This is a genomic window from Salinivibrio sp. ML323 (genome assembly GCF_001995745.1).
Lineage (GTDB): Bacteria > Pseudomonadota > Gammaproteobacteria > Enterobacterales > Vibrionaceae > Salinivibrio > Salinivibrio kushneri.
The window spans coordinates 40310-59187 of sequence record NZ_MUES01000004.1 but is presented as its reverse complement, the minus strand read 5'-3'; the positions used below and the strand labels follow the sequence as shown (position 1 = coordinate 59187).

Here is an 18878-nt window from a genome sequence, read left to right as displayed (position 1 = left end):
TTTCACACATAACAAAGCGGGTATCAAGAAAGTTGATACCCGCTTTTGTGTGTACAACGTCTAGCAAAATCTGGCGAGTAACATCGCTTGTGCGAAAAATAAAGCCGCTACTTAAACAAAGACTGCATCGCTTCTTCCACCTTGGGGTGCTGGAAATTAAAGCCCGCGTCCTCCAACGCATGGGGCAGGGCGCGCTGGCTATCGAGTAGCAAGTGCGAGGCTTCCCCCATCATGGTTTTAATCGCCAGCGTAGGGACAAAGAACACGTGTGGGCGTTTTAAAGCACGGGCAAGCGCCTGACTAAAACGTTTATTGGTGACCGGCTCTGGCGCTGTGCAGTTAAACGGCCCTTTAAGCTCAGGAGTGTTGAGCAGGTGGATAATCGCGCCGACCATATCATCAATATGAATCCACGGCATGTATTGCTGGCCTTTACCAATGGGGCCGCCCAGCCCGAGTTTATACGGCAGCATCATCCGTTTGAGCGCGCCACCCTCAGCGCTTAACACCACGCCGGTGCGCAGCAAGCACACCCGTGTGTGTTGCGAGGCGCCTTTCAAGGCAATTTTTTCCCATTGATGACACACATGCTGGGCAAAATCATCGGCATGAACCACCAAGGTTTCGTCAAAGCTGCGATCTTGCTGATCGCCGTAATATCCTACTGCCGAGCCGCTAATAAAGGTGTGAGGTGGCGTGCTGCTGGCATGGATTTTCTCGACCAGCTTTTCCGTTAATCCCCAGCGACTGGTGCAGATGATGCCTTTTTGCTGCTCACTCCAGCGTTTATCGGCAATCGGCTCGCCCGCCAGATTGATAACCGCATCAATATCATTCAGGTGGGGGAGATCATCAAGGCGCTCTAACGGCGTGACTTTATCGCCAAAGCACTGGGTGACCTTTTGCTTGGAGCGCGATAACACAGTGACCTGATGCTCGGTCAGCAAGCGAGGAATTAACGCCTGACCAATCAGGCCAGTGCCGCCAGTGATTAACAGTTTCATGCCTGATGTCCTAACGTCGAGTAATGGGTGATATAGATAACGCTAAGAGGGTTTTAGACTTAGCGCAAGTGATTGCTTTGTATCCTGTTACGTACCGCAACCAAAATCGGTTTGATCGCGCAGTTTTCTCTTCTGCCCCTCGCACGCCAAATTGGGAGTGCTAACATAAATAGGCACATAAAAGGTGTGTTTTTCATTTTACTACGCAGGGAGTCATGTCGCCTACATGCAAGCGTTATTCAAATCATTGCTAGGAAGCTTTCGCGATCTCTTACCCATCATCCTAGTGATCGGCTTTTTTCAAGTGATTGTCCTGCAACAACCGCTACCCAACTGGATTTCGATTACCTTTGGCTTGGTGCTGGTGGTGGTGGGGCTAACTCTATTTGTATACGGCTTAGACATGGGATTATTTCCGATTGGCGAATCCATGGCACATTCGCTGGCCCATAAAGGCAGTTTAGGCTGGTTGATTGCGTTCGCGTTTTTGCTCGGCTTTGGCACCACCATTGCCGAACCCGCACTCACCGCGGTGGCGGCAGAGGCGGCAGATGTGGCGGCCAATGGCGGGATGATAAACACCACAGAGGCGGCCAAAGATAGCTATGCCAACGGCCTGCGACTAACTGTGGCGCTTTCGGTTGGTTTTGCGATTGTGCTGGGGGTGGTGCGGATCATGAAAGGCTGGCCGATCCACCGTTTAATCATTGGCGGCTATTTGTTGGTGGTGGCAATGACCATGGTGGCACCGCCCAGCATTATCGGCATTGCCTATGACTCGGGTGGGGTGACCACCTCGACCATCACGGTGCCGCTAGTCACCGCGCTCGGCGTAGGGCTGGCGACCGTGATTAAAGGGCGTAACCCCATGGTGGATGGCTTTGGCTTGATTGCCTTTGCCTCGCTATCGCCGATGATCTTCGTGATGGCCTACGGCATGGTGGTGGCATGAACAATCCACTCACTTTGTTTCTCGACACCTTTTTCTCCACCGTGCGCGATGTGATCCCGATTATCGCGATCATCTTTGGCTTTCAGCTGTTTGTATTGCGCAAAGCGCTCAACAACCCCAAACGGATCTTTCTCGGTTTTTTCTATGTGATCTTGGGCTTAAGCCTGTTTTTAATGGGGCTGGAGCTGGCGCTATTCCCACTCGGTTCGTCGATGGCTGAGCAGCTGACCGCTCCCGATTTTGTTGGCGCAGCGCTCAAAGCCGGCGGTGAGATTAACTGGCAAGCCTACTATTGGGTGTACCTGTTTGCCGCGGCGATTGGCTTTAGCACCACAGTGGCTGAGCCCTCGTTAATCGCGGTGGCAATCAAAGCCGCTAAGGTTTCGGGCGGAGCGATTCGAGTGAACGGCTTGAGGGCCTCGGTGGCGCTTGGCGTGGCAATGGGAATTGCCTTGGGATGCTATCGCATTGTGGTGGGCGATCCGCTCCATTACTACATCATCACCGGCTATGTGGTGGTGGTGATCCAAACCTATTTTGCCCCGCCGTTTATCGTGCCTTTGGCCTATGATTCTGGCGGGGTGACCACCTCAACCGTCACCGTGCCTTTGGTGACAGCGCTGGGGTTGGGGCTAGCCTCTACCGTACCGGGAAGAAACCCGATGCTCGATGGGTTTGGCTTAATTGCGTTTGCCAGTTTGTTTCCGATGATCACCGTGATGGGCTATGCCCAAATCACAGCCTATTTACAGAAAAAGCACGCACAGCGTTCATCGTAAGGAGAGCCTATGCGGTTCAAATTAATCATGGCGTTTATTGAAGATGCCAAAACCGATGCGGTGCTCGATGCCGCCAGACAAGCCGGCGCTACCGGCGCCACCATCATTAACAACGCGCGTGGCGAAGGTTTGGTGAAAAAGAAAACCTTTTTAGGGCTGACGCTGGATGTGCAGCGGGACGTGGCCATCTTCCTGGTGGAAGAGCACCTTGCGCGCGCCATACTCGAAACCATTAATGACGTGGGCGAGTTCGATGCTACCTCCGGCAGTGGCATCGCGGTGCAAATAGATGTGGAAGATGCCGTGGGCGTAGCCCACCAAATGCGAGAATTAACTGAAGTGGTGAAGGACGAGTTATGAAACAACATAAAACGGTAAGAGATGTGATGCATGCCCATGCCGTGTGTATTGATGGGCTCACCACGGTCGAAGAAGCGATCCGCATTGCACGCGAACAAGAAGTGAAAGCGATTATCGTCAATAAACGCGATGAGCATGACGAATTCGGCATTGTGTTAATGAACGACATTGCCRAAAAAGTGCTCGCCAAAAACCGCGCGCCATCACGGGTCAACGTTTATGAAATTATGACCAAACCCGCGCTTAGCGTCTCTCCCAATATGAATGTGAAATACTGCGCCCGTTTATTCGAACGCTTCGGCATCAGCCGCGCCCCCGTGATCGAAAACGGCCAAGTCCTCGGTATGGTCAGTTATAACCTAATCGTCATCTACGGCATGCTTGCCGAAGAAGTCGAGAGCCAGCATAGGAAGGATTAGGGTAGGTCCCACTGTGATTTTTAAGGGAGTTGGGGCTAGCTCATTTGTGCCCCAAAATCATTCAGACCTGACAGTGTGACAAGCTTCTTTTGGCAGTTATTGACCTACTTTTACTAATGGTTGATTATGTACCTAGTTTGATATTTGATTTTAGATAGACACGGTCTGCAATTGTTGCGTTGGTTATACTGTTTTGCGAGAAAAAACTCGATGCTAAAAGCAACTCTGCATTTTATGCCGAAGTTATACAGACGGAATCTAGTTAAAAACCACTGTTAGTTTTATCTCACAGTAAAAGGGAAATAATATGATTAGTTACAATGAAGAAACTGTATTTAAGATTACTTTTGAAGCTAATAGAGCCGGAGTTTGGGCAGATATCTTTGAAACTGAAATGAACTTCAATTACCTTCCTCGTGTAGGTGATATTGTCAATATCGACTCTTGCTATATGAAAGTGTTAGTTGTCGAGTACGATTATAAGTTTCAGTTTAATCCTACTTTACGGGTAGAAGAGCTTGGACACTTTGAAGAATATTATCAAAACTTCCTCTCAAATTTATAATAAGACTGCTTAAGAGGGATTCGCAACGCGTGGCATTTTGTCATGCGTTAATTTTAGTGAGTAAGGTGGCATGCAGCGGCATCGGTATTACGTTGCTCACCCACCCCTAGCAGGACGTTATATTTCAAGAGGAGTAAATCAGATGGAAGTTACGCTCCTTCCTTTTTTGGATATGGATTTCAAGTTTGAGCTTTGTGAATATCAGCTAGCTCCTTTGAAGCTATTAAAGGCAGTTTGAAAGATTCTACCTTTAAAGAGTTGTGCGAGTTACAAAAAAAGAATAATTTGCTATTAAAAGAACTTCATGGCGTCGAAAAAGGAAACCTTGTTGTTCTAATTGCTCCCTCTGGAAACTCAAAGCTGTTTATTGATAGCCTTTTTTTTCATATGCATAAAGGGGGGCATGAAAAATTATTATGCTCTCCAAATCGCTTTTCTATCGAAGATTTTAAGTATGTAACATATGGAGTCCCTGAGTATAATCCGGGTCAATTGATAGAGAGACAAAAGTTTAAATTTAATATCCACAATAAAATCAGTGATAAGTTATTTATACCTTCAGGTTATGAAAATGTAACTTTGGGGATGACTGAATATGGTTATACTTTTAGGCTTCAAACAGAACATTTTTCTGCTTTCGACATGTTCTTTAAAGCTTGTAAAGACGATTTGAAACTACAGAGAAGTGTTCATTTTTATAATAAGTCAATTGACAACTCTTTAAACGATGATGAGAGGATATTATTTTCTTGTTGTGCAATCGAAGTGATTTTGGATGTCGCTGAAGAAAAGCAAAAAAGGGAAACAATCAAAATACGGCTTGAAAAAATAATTGGTGAAATATCATTTAAGTTTCTAGAAAGTAGCGAAGTATCTAAACGCCTAAAAAACGTTATTGACGTAGTATATGACTTTAGGTCTGGGTATGTTCATAGTGGTAATGCGGTAACGCGAAAGGCAATATCAGAATGGGATTTTATAGAAGAAAGCCAGCTAGCAATGTTTTCTCTTTCTTTGACATCATTCTTAATATCTAAGGACTTTATAAGAAAAGAAAAATTCGAAGGTTTACTTTGTAGTTACTTTTTTAGTAAGGATCTGCTAAATGAAACGATCGATTACTTTCGAGTCTCAGTAGATGATATATCCCAGAAAGCACAACGTAATTGCTTCGATTGTAATATCCTCGAAGTTAACTTAAGATTCTTACATTTATGTGACTTACAGACTTTAATATGGGATGAAAATTTAGAATCTAAGTGGTTAAGGTCTATGGACTATATAATCGGGTGGCTTTATCCAACACTCAAACCTTTAGTTGAAAGTATAGATAAAAAATCGCCCGTAAGGCATGACAAAATTTCGGATCTCCATGCCGATATAGAAGGGATATTGAGAAAAACATGCCAACCAAATGATGAGGCTCTGTTAGTCTATTCGATCTATAGGAAGTTATATCAATACAATCAACGCAAATGGGCGCTTTATTGAAATATAATTAACGAATATTGTTTTAAGATACTTTTTCTAACCCGAAGCAAGTGTGTTAGTGTTATGACCCTAACGCACTTTTGTCCATTTCCAAGTTAGAACGACATCCGACTTATCCTTCTCGCATTACTCCACCCAAAACCCGCTCAGTTCAGTGCAGAGCTTTCTCATTTCACAGCATATCTAGGCTTAGTGACATTCCGCATTTGATAGCGGCACCGCTATCGCCGCTATGACTTCACTGACTTCGAGCCACCAAGCCTCAATTCCACCCCTAACGCATTCACAATCGCAATCGGTGTCTTGAGGGATTGCCTTTTTGGCTGAGTGTGCGGTAGAGCGTTTCTCGTGAAAGACCGGTTTGCTTGGCGATATCTGTAATTCCCTTAGCACGAGCAACCACACCCAGAGCATCGGCGATAAATGCGGGATCGCCCGTTTGCACCGCTTCGTCTAAGTAAGCTTGAAGTGCTTCTTGGTTGTCCAAGAACGCTGCTGGGTCAAACGGGGATGTCGTTATCATCGGTAACTGCTATCACGTTTAGCGCTTTACTGTGATTTGTTTGCGCCATTCCGTCAGCCTGCCAATAACTCATAATGTCTCTTTATGTGTCTTTTATGTCGCTTAGTGTCAAGTCATGACGTGTTATTCCGGACACACTGTGGCCAGTTTAATCAAGCGACAAGAGGCCGAACATGAATCGCAGCGTCATTCTTACCTGCGCCGTCACTGGTGCGGGCGATACCACGGGCAAAAACCCCAATGTGCCAATCACGCCAAAACAGATTGCCGACAACTGTATTGAGGCGGCGCGTGCTGGTGCCAGTGTCGCTCATATTCACGTGCGTGATCCCGAAACAGGCGGCATTAGCCACAACATTGATCACTTCCGTGAGGTGATGGAGCGCGTTCGCGAATCAGACGTCGATATTGTCATGAACATCACCGGCGGTGGCGGCGGTGATTGGGTGCCGGATGCCCAAGACCCAAGCCGTGGTGGCCCGGGCACCGATATGCAAACCCCAGCCGAGCGTCATGCGCCAGTGGGCGAGCTATTGCCTGAGCTGTGTACCTTAGATTGTGGCAGCCTGAATTTTGGCGACATGGTGTACATCAACACCGCTGACTGGCTACGTGAGCAAGCGCGTATGGTGCAGGCTGCGGGCGTGAAAGCCGAGCTGGAGTGCTTTGACTTAGGCCACGTTTGGTTTGCGCGTCAGCTGCAAAAAGAAGGTTTGCTCGAGGGCGATCCGTTGTTTCAGCTGTGTTTAGGTATTCCATGGGGCGCGGAAGCGGACACTGAAACCATGTTGGCAATGCGCAATAAGCTGCCTGAAAACGCCAACTGGGCGGCGTTTGGAATTGGTCGCCATCAGATGCCGATGGTGGCGCAAGCCATGCTGCTGGGTGGCCATGCGCGCGTGGGCTTGGAAGATAACCTCTATTTAGAAAAAGGGGTAATGGCGACCAACGGCGGCTTGGTAGAAAAAGCGAGCACCATTATTGAAAACCTTGGTGGTCGCATTATGACACCCGCACAAACGCGCGCCGCGCTGAAACTGGTTGACCCTAAGACGGGCAAGCCGGTTGAAGGAGGTGACCAATGAGCAAGCAGTTAGCGGTCATCGGCACCGGTGTGATTGGTAATGGCTGGATTGCGCGTGCCTTGGCGCAAGGCTGGGACGTGGTTGCCTATGACCCTGACCCACAAGCGCCCACTCGCACCCGTGCCTTTGTGGCCAATGCCTGGCCATCGTTAGAAAAGCTGGGCCTTGCCGAAGGTGCAGATCCTGCTCGGTTAACCTTTGTTGATAGCCTTGAGCAGGCGGTGAAAGAGGCCGATCTGATCCAAGAGAATGTGCCGGAGCGCATCGATATTAAGCGCGAGACCTTGGCGGCAATTGATGCTGCCGCGGCGCCAAGCGCGATTATTGGCTCATCGACCTCTGGCTTTAAACCCACTGAGCTGCAGACGGATTGTCAAAAGCATCCAGGGCGGGTGATGGTGGCGCATCCATTCAATCCGGTGTATTTGTTGCCGCTGGTTGAATTAGTGGGCGGCGAGGCCACCCAACCGGAGCATATTGACTGCGCCCATGCACTTTACCAAGCGCTGGCAATGCGTCCCTTGGTGGTTAAGCGCGAAATCGAGGGGCATATTGCTGACCGCTTGATGGAAGCGCTATGGCGTGAAGCCTTGCACCTGGTTAACGACGGGGTGGCTACTACTGAAGAGATTGATGCGGCAGTGGTTTACGGCTGTGGCTTGCGCTGGTCACTGATGGGCACCTTCTTAACCTTCCACTTGGCCGGTGGCGAGCAGGGCATGCGCCATATGCTAGAGCAATTCGGCCCAGCGTTAAAACTGCCGTGGACCAAGCTGGAAGCGCCTGAGCTGACCGATGAGCTGATTGATAAAGTGGTCGAAGGCTGTGAACACCAAGCCGCGGGTCGTCCTGTTTCTGAGCTAGACCGTCGCCGTGATGCGTTTTTGGTCGAGCTTTTAGACTTGGCGCAGAAGTACTGGCCAGAGGCTGAAGGTTTGGAAGGGCGCATCTAATGGCACTGTTAACGATAGACGTCGCCCCCGAATGGGTCGATTATAACGGGCACATGAACGATGCCGAGTACGCGCGCGTGTTCTCGCTGGGTGTCGATGCGTTAATGGCCACCATTGGTTTAGATGACGCAGGCCGCACCCAGCATCGCTATACCATTTATACCCTAGAAACCCATTTGTGTTATCGACGTGAGGCGCATCAAGGGCAGACCTTGGTGGTCGACGTGACTGTGTTAGCGCGTGATCAAAAGCGTCTGCACGTGTTCATGCAAATGTGTGATAGCCAAGGTGAGGTGCTGGCCACCAGCGAGCAGATGCTGATGGGCATCGATACGCAAACCGGTCGCCCCGCGCCGTTTCCGGATGCTGTCGCCAGCTTGATTGAGCGGCTGCCTGCCGCATCCGACAATGAGTGGCCCCAGCTTGCTGGGCGTCGCATCGGCCTACCCAGTAGGCAGTGAGCGCGTCGTCACCAAGATGGTGAGCCATCATGAGGTCCCGCCCAGCAGAGCCTGGGCGGGTTACGGGATCGCCGGCCCGACTTCCGGCTCAAGGAGGAATCATTATCGCTACTTCAACACCCCCAAACTCACCCCAACGTGGTGACAGCCAGCAGGCTGCTACCTCGACCGATTATATGGTCACCGAGCTTGCGCAAGGTGGCTTCTTCCAAGGCATGCACCGCGGCATGACCATTTGTTCAGCCGTATTGGTACTGGCGTTTGTGCTGTTCACCGGCTTTCAATCCGAGACGGCCAGTGTCTTGTTCGGTGCCACGCGCACCTGGATTGAAAGTACCTTTAGTGGCTACTACCTGGTCACCGTGATGCTGTTATTGACCGTGTGCGGGTTTATCGTTTTCAGCAAGTACGGCAACGTGCGGCTCGGCCCTGACGACAGTCGTCCAGAGTTTAGTAACTTCTCTTGGTTCTCGATGTTGTTTTCTGCCGGCATTGGTATCGGCATCCTGTTTTTTGGGGTGGCCGAACCCATCTTTTATCTCGATAACACCGGTGGATTTGGTTATCCCAACAATCCCCACGCCGACATGGCGGGCGCGGCGGCCATTGGCTATGAGCGCGCCATCGATGCGCTGCGGGTCACCGTGTTCCACTGGGGGCTGCATGGCTGGGCCATCTATGTGATTGTCGGTATGTCGCTGGCGTATTTTGCCTACCGTAAGCAACTCCCTTTGGCCCTGCGCTCGGCGCTTTATCCTTTTATCGGCGATCGTATTTTCGGCGCCTGGGGCCATCTGTTTGACATCCTTGGGGTGCTAGGTTGCGTATTTGGTGTGGCGACGTCGCTCGGGCTTGGTGTGAGTCAAATGGCCGTGGGGCTGGAGCGCTTGATGGGAATCGCCTCTGGCTTATCGACCCAACTGGTGTTGATTGCGGTGATTTCGTTTATCTCGATTGTGTCGGCGGTCTCTGGTGTGCGCCGCGGGATCCGTATCATTTCGCAGATGAATATTTGGGTGTCGGTGTTTGTGGTTGGCGTCTTTTTAATTGGCGGCCCCACACTGTGGTTGTTGGGCGCGTTTGGTGAAACCTTACTCGACTATGCGATTAACTTTATCCCGATGGGGCTGTGGTTTGCTGATGAGCCGGGTACGGTAGATTGGCAGCAGGCTTGGACTATTTTCTATTGGGGCTGGTGGCTTGCCTGGGCGCCGTTTGTAGGGTTGTTTATTGCGCGTATTTCCAAAGGGCGCACCCTGCGTGAGTTCGTGTTGGGCGTGTTATTTGTGCCCACCTTGCTGATCTTTGTCTGGTTGGTGATTTTTGGCGGCAATGCTATCTATCAAGAGCTGTATGCCAGTGGTGGCGTGGGCAGTGCCGGCATTATCGACTTAGTTAATGCCTGGGAGCTGCCAGCGGCTTTATTTGCGGCAGCTGATGGCATTGTTGGCACTGGCACGTTCGGCTGGATACTCTCGGCTCTGATGGTGTTCTTGCTGATGAGCTGGTTTGTGACCTCGTCGGACTCGGGCACCTTGGTGCTGACGACAATCTTATCTCTGGGTGACGAGGAGCCGCCGCGGCGTTTCCGTGTTATTTGGGGCGTAGTGATTGGCTTGGTGGCAGCAACGCTGCTAATGGCCGGCGGCCTTAAAGCGCTACAGACGGCATTGATCGCCGCCGCCTTGCCACTGAGCGTGGTGATTCTGGTGATGACCGCCGGGGTGTTGATCTCACTGTTTGGTGAATCGCGCCGCTCGCTAGTCGCGCTTAAAAAAAGCTAGCCGCCAAAAATAGGCGGCCGCGAAAAAATAGCGGTTTAAGGCGTCGCACCAAGACGCGCTAAACGCGAGACAAGCTGCTCATTCCGTTGCCGATTAAGGTGGCGGGGTGAGCGGCTTTTTTATCTATCTTGCCTTTCTTCTTTTACTGGCTTTGGGCTTTGCGCATCTGGCGCGGTGACACACCGTAATGGCTGCGAAACGCGCGGGAAAAACTCGAGCTTGAGCTAAAGCCACACGCCAACCCCACGGACAACACATCGAGATCGGTTTCTTTTAGCAAGTAATGGGCACGCTCTAGCCGCAATCCCAAATACCAGCTTCGTGGTGACTGGTTCAGCTCGCTGTCAAAAAGCCGTTGCAGATGGCGAAGTGAGATACCACTGCGCTGAGCCACCTCCGATAAAGGCAGGGGGGATTCTATATGGCGTTCCATCACATCCACCGCGTCGACCAGGCGCCGACGATGGGTGCCTAAACGGCGGGCGAGTGTCATTCGCTGTTGATCGCGTCGGGTACGAATGCGCTCGTGCACTAGCTGTTCAGAGACGTCGATCGCTAACTGGGTGCCGTGGCGACGCGCAATCACATCCAGCGCCATGTCCATCGCCGCTGCGCCCCCTGCGCATGAAAAACGCCGCCGTCCCAGTTCAAACAGCTCATCTGAGGTGCTTACCTCCGGAAAGCGCTCTTGAAACGAGGGCAGGCTTTCCCAATGTAAGGTGACCCGCTCACCCTTGAGCAAGTCGGCAGCGGCCAGCAAAAAGCAGCCGGTATCGAGCCCGCCGAGCGCGCACCCCGCCGCATCAAGGCGGTGCAGCCAGCGCATTAAGGGGCGACTTAAATAGGCTTCAGGATCAAAACCGCTACACACGGCCAGCGAGGGCAGGTCATGCACGGCATCAATCGCTTTGTCGGCCAGCAATGACATACCGTTAGACGCCTTCACTGGTTTGCCATCTTCACTGATCATTTGCCAATCAAATAGCTGCTTGCCACTGATCTGGTTGGCAATACGCAGTGGCTCGACGGCAGAGAAAAAGGCCATCATCGAGAAGCGGGGCAGTAAAAGAAAGCCGATGCATTCTGGCATCGGGCCTGTGTATTCAAGACGCATGACCGCAAACGAACAAAGAATGGTAGAAATAATGATGAGGGGCAGCCACTAGCCGGGTCAAGATAAGGTGAGCATTTTATTGATAAAAGTACCAACTCGTTTGGCTGCCAAACGCGTGACGGAGAGGTGTGCAAAAATTAACTAGACTGTATCGATATCACCAGAATATACTCCGATTCCTCTTTCTACATAAGGCATATTTTGTGGATCCAACACGCGTCGATTGTCACTCCCCTTCACTGGTACGTTGTCACCAACAAAGGATGCAGTCATGATTGAACCTATGATTACCCTCCTGCTCGGTCTTTTCTTTATCTTGTTAATTATTGCCGCCAATGGCTACTTTGTGGCGCAAGAGTTTGCCTATATGGCGGTCGATCGCGCAAAGCTTGCGACCTTAGCCGCGACGGGCGATGCGTCGGCAAAACGGGCGCTGGCGGTGACAAAACGGACGAGCTTTATGCTGTCTGGCGCGCAGCTTGGTATCACGGTCACCGGCTTGGTGTTGGGCTTTGTTGCCGAGCCGTTGGTCGGCGAGTCGATGGGCGTTTTATTGCAACAACTAGGCTTGTCGCTGGAAGCGGGGATCGCGATTGGCACCATGGCGACGCTTGCGGTGGCGATGATTGTGCAAATGATTTTGGGTGAGCTTTACCCGAAAAACTTAGCCATTGCCAATGCTGAACCCATGGCGCGTATGATGTCGCGTTCGACACTGATTTATATGTCGGTGTTTGGTTGGATCATCAGTTTCTTTGATAAATCCGCCAACCTGGTGCTGCGGGTGGTGGGGATTCAACCGGTGCATGATCTTGATATGAGTGCCTCAGAAGACGACTTACACCATATTATTGCCGACTCGCGAGAGAGCGGGGATTTGCCGGTGGAGTTGTCACTGATGATGGACAGGATCCTGGATTTTCCTGCGCGCGATGTTGAGCATGCGATGGTGCCGCGTTCGCAAGTTGATTGGGTGTCGCCAGAAACCAAGCTGTCCGAATTGTTGGCGCTGATGGCGCAAGCCCACACTCGTTATCCTGTGCTTGATGATAATGATGCGCCTGTGGGCGTGGTTCACCTGTCAGATGTCCTCGCGAAAACAGAGGCGGATTCAAATGATACCGTGGCGTCAGTGATGCGTCCTGCCAGTGTTCTCCCCACATTAATGCCGTTGCCAAATGCGCTAGATCAGTTGGTGCGCACGACCAATCAACTGGCGTGTGTGATTGATGAATATGGCGGCTTTGCTGGCGTGTTAACGATTGAAGATTTGGCCATGGAGATCGTAGGGGAAATTACCGACGAGCATGATAGTGATCATGCCGAGGCGGTTGTCCCTGAAAGCGACAATGTCTGGTTGATGGACGGTGATGTGCACATCGACGAAGTGGAGCGTGCGATTGGCTATGATCTGCCGCGAGGTGATGTCGAAACCATTGCTGGCGTGTTGATTTCGGCGTGTGGCGCATTGCCAGCCGTAGGGGATACGGTGACCATTGCGCTGCCGATAGACCCATCCGAACTGGCGGAGAGTCAACCAATTATGCGCCATCTTGAAGTGGATGTATTAAGCATTGAACGGCACATTCCCACGTCGGTGCGGGTCACGCTTATTGAGCAGCCCATTGTGGAGGATAATCAATGACCGATCCTTTAGTGGTCAGTGTGGTCACGCTGGCTTTGATTGTGTTGAGTGGCTTTTTTGTCATTATCGAGTTTGCCTTGATGGGCGCGCGTCGACATCGTCTGGAAGAAATGGCGGTAGAGAGTGGGTCGGCGCGGGCAGCGCTGCGTGGCATGAATGATTTGACCTTGATGCTGGCAGGGGCGCAATTAGGGATCACCTTTTGTACCTTTGCGCTCGGGGCGGTCACCAAGCCAGCGGTGGATGTCTGGGTAGGGCCCGTCTTTCTCGCGGTTGGCTTACCCGCTTGGGCGGCTGATGCGGCGGCCTTCGGATTTGCGCTGTTTGTGGTGACATTTTTGCACCTCGTCGTGGGTGAGATGGCACCGAAGTCTTGGTCGATTGCTCATCCAGAAAAGTCAGCCTTGGCAATCGGTGTTGTCTCGCGCGCTTATGTGTGGCCGTTACGTCCGTTACTTCGCTGGATCAATCGTATTGCTAATCGCTTGGTGAAAGCCTCAGGGGTTGAGCCTGTAGAAAGCGCCGCGGTCGGGGGACAAGATATTCAGACTATTCGTCAATTGGTTGAGCATTCTGGGCAAGTGGGAACCTTGCAACCAGCGATTCAACGGCAATTGTCGGGGTTGATCGATCTGAGTTCGATTGCAATCGAAACCTTGGTCACCCAGGGGCAGGTGATGGCACATGTTGATAAACATGCAACGGTGGCAGAGGTGCGTGCTGTCGCCATGGCGTCAGGGCATCTGCGTATTTTAATGACTGGCAACGAGGGGCTTAAGCCGTTGGTGGTGCACGTGCGGGATACGCTACTTGAACCGGCAGACCGACTCGCACGCGATGTCGCTCGCAATGCCTATGTGTTAGATGCCAACACGCCCATCTACGAAGCGCTAGCGCGCATGCGTGAGGCCAGCGTTCAGCTTGCGGTGGTCAGTAAAGAGGGGGAAATGATTGGCGTGGTGACGCTGGCGGATATTTTAAAACGCGTGCTTCCGGTCACGGCAGCAAGTTAACCCGCTATTGGCCAAGGTTAAAAAACGCCACAGTCACTTCACCAGTCACTGTGGCATTTTGTTTAGCTATCGATACTCGTTAGCGTCGCTGCGTTCGTCTGAGCGAACATATTGTGACGCTAGCTTACCAGCCTTTTACCACTGCGCCGTCAAAGATTTCCATCGCGGCGTTATAAACCGCGTCAGTTTGGTAAGCTTTAACAAAGGTTTTCACGTTTTCTGCGTCGACGTTTTCTTTGCGCGCCACAATCAGATTCACGTACGGTGAGTCCTTACCTTCAACAAACAGTCCGTCTTTGTTTGGCGTTAGGCCGATGCCCGCAGCAAAGGTATTATTAATGATAGCAATGTCCACATCTTCCAGTGAGCGAGGCAGTTGTGGGCCTTCCAGTTCGATAATTTCAATGTTTTTCGGGTTTTCAACGATATCGAGCTTGGTGGCGTTGATGCCTGCGCCTTCTTTAAGCTCTAGGATGCCCTGTTGCTCAAGCAGTAGTAATGAGCGGCCGAGGCTAGCAGGGTTATTAGGCACGGCAATTTGTCCGTCTTCTGGCAGATCAGCGACGCTATCTAGCTTGTAAGAGTAGGCCGCAATTGGATACACAAAGGTGTTGCCAGCAATCGCGAACTCATAGCCACGGTCTTTGATTTGTGCGTCCAAATAAGGTTTGTGTTGGAAAGCATTCACGTCGACTGAACCATCGTCCAGTGCCGCGTTTGGTGAGACGTAATCGGTAAAGGTGATTAGCTCTACATCCAGGCCGAGCTTTTTCGCTTCTTTCACCGCGTGTTCAGCCACTTGTGCTTCTTCGCCGGCCATCACGCCCACGGTGATGCTGTTGGTATCGGTCGCGGCTTGTTCTTTCTCGCCGCAGCCAGTCAGCACCAAGGTAGAGGCAAGGCCAAGGGTGGCGAGTAGCGTTTTAATGGTGGTTTTCATTGTCTGTCTCCCTGTTTGCAACATATTCGTCATTATTGTGTTTGATTTAGCGGTGATCGGCGCGTCGCACCAAGTAATCACCAAAAGATTGAATCGCTTGTACTAAGACCACCAGCATCACAACGGTAATCAGCATGACGGTGGTATCAAAGCGTTGATAGCCGTAGCGGATGCCCACATCCCCGAGGCCGCCGCCACCGACGGCACCGGCCATGGCTGAGTAGCTCACTAAGGTGACCAAGGTAATGGTGGCGCCATTGATGATGCCGGGTAACGCTTCCGGTATCAGCACTTTATAAATGATCTGGAATGGGTTCGCGCCCATCGCTTTGGCCGCTTCTTCTAGCCCTGCCGGTAGTTCCAGTAACGCCCCCTCAACCAAGCGGGCAATAAATGGAATCGCGCCGACGGTCAGTGGCACAATCGCCGCCGCTGTACCGATCGAGGTGCCAACCACCATGCGGGTAAACGGAATAATCGCCACCAGCAAGATAATAAAGGGGATGGAGCGGCCAATGTTCACGACTGCGCCAAGCACCTGGTTAACTTGTGGTTGACCCAGCAAACCACCGGGTTTGGTCACATGCAGTAACACGCCTAGTGGGATGCCAATCACAAAGCCCATGATGCCGGAGGCAAACACCATATACAGGGTTTGGCCGGTAGCCTCGAGGAGCAAGTTGATAAGGGCGCTGTTTTCATTAACCCATTGGGTGAGTTGATCAATCAACATAGCCAAGTACCTCCGTGTTGACGTGATGCTTGTTGAGGTAAGTAATGGCGTTTTCAACCGCCTCTTTGGGGCCCATGATCTCCGCGAGGAGTAGGCCGAATTTCACGCCACCGGCATAGTCGATATCTGAGCTTAAAATGCTGATGTCGATATCAAATAGGCGCGAGATCTGGCTGATTAATGGGTCATCGACCGTCGCACCGGTAAACTCGAGGCGCACTAACGGGTAGCTGCCTTCAAAGTATTCTTGTTGTAAGCGCTGGGCGAAATCATGCGGCACTGACAAGTCGAGGGTTGAGCGAATAAATTGTTTCGCCAAGTCGGATTTGGGGTGCGCGAAAATCTCGCCTACCGGGCCGGATTCAACCAGCTCACCGTCGCCAATGATGGCGACGTCGTCACAGATACGTTTGACCACGTCCATTTCGTGGGTGATCAGCAAAATGGTGAGGTTGAGCTTTTGGTTGATGGTTTGCAGCAGTGACAAAATCGATTGGGTGGTGGCCGGATCCAGTGCGCTGGTGGCTTCATCACAAAGCAAGACATTAGGGCTTGGCGCCAGTGCGCGGGCAATGGCGACACGCTGTTTTTGTCCGCCACTGAGGCTGGCAGGATACACATCACGCTTATCGGTCAAGCCGACCAAATCGAGCAGTTCGCTTACGCGGGTTTCGATCTCATCGCGGCTCGAGCCACTTAGCTCAAGCGGTAGGGCGATATTGTCGAAAACGGTGCGTGACGAAAGCAGATTAAAGTGTTGGAAAATCATCCCGATTTTACGGCGCGCTTGGGTCAACTGGCGGCTGGGTAGCGCGGTGAGGTTTGTCCCACCCACTTTGACTGAGCCGCTGGTTGGGCGCTCGAGCAGGTTAACCATCCGGATCAGGGTACTTTTCCCTGCGCCGGAGGCACCGATCACACCAAATACTTTCCCCTTGGGAATAAATAAGTTGATGTCATTAAGGGCATGAATTCGGCGCTCCCCGAGTTCGAATACCTTGTTGAGGTTGGTTATCTCAATCATCACATGTCCTTGGCGAATAATTTGATCACAGCAGACTCACTCAGCGGCTTGTGCCACATTCTTGCTGTCGCTCTGGTTATTGATGCTATGAGTTAGTCAAAATTAAGTCAATGGATATTTTTACTTCTGGACGTCTAAATGGCAATAAGTCCAATCGCTTGGTTATAAACTCAACAGTCAGCTTGATCTCAAACGATAAAGGGCGTTTACTAGAGGCCCCTGTAGTGCTTTGTTCTGATTACGCTTTATGCCAACTGCTTTGATTGATACCACCATGCTTTCCTTGTTTATCCCGACCTTTTTCCTCGTCTCTGTGACGCCTGGGATGTGTATGACCCTCTCGATGACGCTGGGAATGACCATCGGGGTTAAGCGTAGCCTGCATATGATGTGGGGCGAGTTAATTGGCGTGGGGCTGGTGGCGATTGCCTCGGTGATTGGAGTGGCGGCGATGATGCTTAATTATCCGTCTATCTTTCAGGTGTTCAAATACGTCGGTGGTGCCTATCTGGCGTTTATCGGGGTGCAAATGTGGCGATCTCGCGGGAAAATGGCCATTCCTGAGGATGATGACGCTAGCCCCAGTGAAGCGTCTGCGTGGTCCTTGGCGGCCCAAGGATTTGTCACCGCGATTGCTAACCCGAAAGGCTGGGCGTTTATGATCTCACTGTTGCCGCCGTTTATTAATCCTAAATTAGCGCTGCCTAGCCAGTTAAGTGTGCTGGTGTTGATTATTCTGCTGACCGAGTTTAGCTGTTTGATGCTGTATGCCAGTGGCGGTCGCACGTTGCGTCAATTTTTGCAGCAAAGAGGCAACGTGCAATTACTCAACCGTGTCGCCGGCACCTTGATGGTGGGTGTTGGCGTTTGGCTGGCGCTGGGGTAGGGCGTGATTAGCCTGTGATGCAGCCGTGATGCTCAGCGACCAACGCGGTGAAGAGCGCTTTGGCGGTGGGGAGAATCGCATCTGGGAAATCATAATCAGGGTTATGCAGCTGTGGATGATGCTCACCACTGCCAATGCCAAATAACGCCCCTGGCCAACGAGCAAGAAATTCGGCCACATCCTCCGACCAACGCATGGGCTCGGTGAGCCTGTGAACGGCTAACCCTAACGACTGCGCGGCATTGACCACATGCTGCGTATGGTGCGTGCTGTTCTCGGCCGCGATAAAGGGCTCATGCCAGCTAACACTGACCGTTAATCCTGCCCGAGCCGCCAGCGTGTTCACTTTGTCGATTAAGTCGGCCTTCATGGCGTGAAAGCAGGCGTTGTCATCACTGCGCAACGTGGCCATCACGGTCGCCTGGCCGGGGGCGACGCCGTAGGCAGGCTCTCCTAACTGGGCGTGAACCAAGGTGACGAGGCTGTTGGCGTCAGGGTAGACGTCGGGCAGTTGTGTCAGGGTATGCATCACGCCTGTCATCGCACTGGCAGGGCTGATCCCACGCTCTGGGTAGGCGGCATGAGAAGTTTTTCCGTACAACTCAATAGCGACCCCGGTCGAGGCACAGGCAAAGGTGCCGGGGCGCACCACGATTTGATGCTGATTAAAGCCGGGGAGATTGTGAAAGGCGTAGACGTTATCAATCTGCGCGTTGGTAAGTGCGGGGGACTCGCACATACGCGCTGCGCCTTCGCCGGTTTCTTCGGCAGGCTGAAAGGCGAGCAGCACAGTGCCACGAGCGGGTGGCGTGTGGCTAAGCTCGGCGGCGACGGCCAGCAACGCCGCGGTATGACCATCGTGGCCACAGGCATGCATCACGCCTGAGTGCTGGGAGCAATAAGCCAGTGATCCACGCTCTTCAATCGACAGCGCATCGAAATCGGCACGTAGCAAGGTGGTGGGCCCTGGTGCCGCGCCTTGAATGGTGACCAGGATCCCGTGACCACCGATATCAGTGGTAGGGTGAAAGCCAAATTGCCGCAATTGGGCAGCGATGGTGCGGGCGGTGAGGGCTTCGTGGTTAGACAGCTCAGGGGTTTGGTGCAGGGTATGCCGTAGTGTGACGGGATCGAATTCGTTAGCCAT

20 protein-coding genes are annotated in these 18878 nt (G+C 51.8%); 13 read left to right on the top strand and 7 right to left on the bottom strand.

Annotation, left to right across the window (positions count from 1 at the left end; translation table 11 throughout):
• Positions 1-107: 107 nt before the first annotated feature.
• Positions 108-1004: a TIGR01777 family oxidoreductase gene (locus BZG13_RS04300; RefSeq protein ID WP_069361070.1), complete on the bottom strand. Its 897-nt coding sequence runs from the start codon at positions 1002-1004 to the stop codon at positions 108-110.
• 226 nt (positions 1005-1230) lie between these two features.
• Here BZG13_RS04300 and BZG13_RS04295 point away from each other — a divergent pair, with 226 nt between their 5' ends.
• The 6 genes from BZG13_RS04295 (at position 1231) to BZG13_RS04270 (ending at position 5570) form a co-directional block, all read left to right on the top strand.
• The gene (locus BZG13_RS04295) at positions 1231-1956 is read left to right on the top strand and encodes a DUF1538 domain-containing protein (RefSeq protein ID WP_069361069.1); all 726 of its coding nucleotides are present in this window, start codon (positions 1231-1233) and stop codon (positions 1954-1956) included.
• On the top strand, positions 1953-2735 hold the full coding sequence (locus BZG13_RS04290) for a DUF1538 domain-containing protein (RefSeq protein ID WP_069361068.1): 783 nt from the start codon (positions 1953-1955) through the stop codon (positions 2733-2735). The genes BZG13_RS04295 and BZG13_RS04290 overlap by 4 nt, the downstream gene beginning before the upstream one ends.
• A gap of 9 nt (positions 2736-2744) precedes the next feature.
• A complete protein-coding gene (locus BZG13_RS04285) occupies positions 2745-3095 on the top strand; it encodes a P-II family nitrogen regulator (protein ID WP_077485360.1) in 351 nt (116 codons plus the stop codon).
• Entirely contained in the window at positions 3092-3514 is a 423-nt protein-coding gene (locus tag BZG13_RS04280; RefSeq protein ID WP_077485358.1) for a CBS domain-containing protein, read from the top strand. Before BZG13_RS04285 ends, BZG13_RS04280 begins: the two co-directional genes overlap by 4 nt.
• A 307-nt stretch (positions 3515-3821) precedes the next feature.
• Positions 3822-4079 (top strand): hypothetical protein, encoded by a 258-nt coding sequence (locus BZG13_RS04275; protein WP_077485355.1) that lies wholly within the window; start codon positions 3822-3824, stop codon positions 4077-4079.
• Between the two features lie 234 nt (positions 4080-4313).
• Complete coding sequence (locus tag BZG13_RS04270) at positions 4314-5570, top strand: HEPN domain-containing protein (protein WP_077485352.1); 1257 nt, start codon at positions 4314-4316, stop codon at positions 5568-5570.
• Between the two features lie 283 nt (positions 5571-5853).
• Here BZG13_RS04270 and BZG13_RS04265 read toward each other — a convergent pair whose 3' ends face one another.
• The gene (locus BZG13_RS04265) at positions 5854-6093 is read right to left on the bottom strand and encodes an addiction module antidote protein (RefSeq protein WP_241824776.1); all 240 of its coding nucleotides are present in this window, start codon (positions 6091-6093) and stop codon (positions 5854-5856) included.
• Positions 6094-6266: 173 nt separating this feature from the next.
• Here BZG13_RS04265 and BZG13_RS04260 point away from each other — a divergent pair, with 173 nt between their 5' ends.
• From BZG13_RS04260 to BZG13_RS04245, 4 genes are read left to right on the top strand one after another with little or no spacing between them, the layout of a single operon-like run.
• Positions 6267-7178, top strand: coding sequence for a 3-keto-5-aminohexanoate cleavage protein (locus BZG13_RS04260; protein WP_074213135.1), 912 nt, complete (start codon positions 6267-6269; stop codon positions 7176-7178).
• Positions 7175-8131: an L-carnitine dehydrogenase gene (locus BZG13_RS04255; RefSeq protein ID WP_077485349.1), complete on the top strand. Its 957-nt coding sequence runs from the start codon at positions 7175-7177 to the stop codon at positions 8129-8131. Before BZG13_RS04260 ends, BZG13_RS04255 begins: the two co-directional genes overlap by 4 nt.
• Positions 8131-8592 (top strand): thioesterase family protein, encoded by a 462-nt coding sequence (locus BZG13_RS04250; RefSeq protein WP_077485346.1) that lies wholly within the window; start codon positions 8131-8133, stop codon positions 8590-8592. The genes BZG13_RS04255 and BZG13_RS04250 overlap by 1 nt, the downstream gene beginning before the upstream one ends.
• Before the next feature lie 29 nt (positions 8593-8621).
• Complete coding sequence (locus BZG13_RS04245) at positions 8622-10376, top strand: BCCT family transporter (protein ID WP_241824775.1); 1755 nt, start codon at positions 8622-8624, stop codon at positions 10374-10376.
• 142 nt (positions 10377-10518) lie between these two features.
• Here the strand turns inward: BZG13_RS04245 and BZG13_RS04240 are convergent, their stop codons facing one another.
• Entirely contained in the window at positions 10519-11466 is a 948-nt protein-coding gene (locus tag BZG13_RS04240; RefSeq protein WP_198533010.1) for a GlxA family transcriptional regulator, read from the bottom strand.
• A gap of 295 nt (positions 11467-11761) precedes the next feature.
• On the opposite strand from BZG13_RS04240, the gene BZG13_RS04235 reads away from it, so the two are divergent.
• Both BZG13_RS04235 and BZG13_RS04230 read left to right on the top strand, forming a co-directional pair.
• Complete coding sequence (locus BZG13_RS04235) at positions 11762-13135, top strand: hemolysin family protein (RefSeq protein ID WP_077485338.1); 1374 nt, start codon at positions 11762-11764, stop codon at positions 13133-13135.
• Positions 13132-14148 carry a CNNM domain-containing protein gene (locus BZG13_RS04230; RefSeq protein ID WP_077485336.1) on the top strand — a complete coding sequence of 339 codons (1017 nt, stop codon included), beginning with the start codon at positions 13132-13134 and terminating at the stop codon, positions 14146-14148. Before BZG13_RS04235 ends, BZG13_RS04230 begins: the two co-directional genes overlap by 4 nt.
• 124 nt (positions 14149-14272) lie before the next feature.
• Here the strand turns inward: BZG13_RS04230 and metQ are convergent, their stop codons facing one another.
• Genes metQ through metN form a run of 3 tightly spaced genes read right to left on the bottom strand, consistent with a single transcriptional unit; the run spans position 14273 to position 16845 of the window.
• On the bottom strand, positions 14273-15088 hold the full coding sequence (metQ, locus tag BZG13_RS04225) for a methionine ABC transporter substrate-binding lipoprotein MetQ (protein ID WP_077485334.1): 816 nt from the start codon (positions 15086-15088) through the stop codon (positions 14273-14275).
• A gap of 46 nt (positions 15089-15134) precedes the next feature.
• Entirely contained in the window at positions 15135-15821 is a 687-nt protein-coding gene (locus BZG13_RS04220) for a methionine ABC transporter permease (RefSeq protein WP_069361055.1), read from the bottom strand.
• Positions 15811-16845, bottom strand: coding sequence for a methionine ABC transporter ATP-binding protein MetN (gene metN / locus BZG13_RS04215; RefSeq protein ID WP_077485331.1), 1035 nt, complete (start codon positions 16843-16845; stop codon positions 15811-15813). The genes BZG13_RS04220 and metN overlap by 11 nt, the downstream gene beginning before the upstream one ends.
• Positions 16846-17092: 247 nt before the next feature.
• Between metN and BZG13_RS04210 the strand changes: the two genes are divergently transcribed.
• Positions 17093-17731 (top strand): LysE family translocator, encoded by a 639-nt coding sequence (locus BZG13_RS04210; protein ID WP_077485328.1) that lies wholly within the window; start codon positions 17093-17095, stop codon positions 17729-17731.
• Between the two features lie 7 nt (positions 17732-17738).
• Here BZG13_RS04210 and BZG13_RS04205 read toward each other — a convergent pair whose 3' ends face one another.
• Positions 17739-18878 (bottom strand): amidohydrolase, encoded by a 1140-nt coding sequence (locus BZG13_RS04205; RefSeq protein ID WP_077485325.1) that lies wholly within the window; start codon positions 18876-18878, stop codon positions 17739-17741.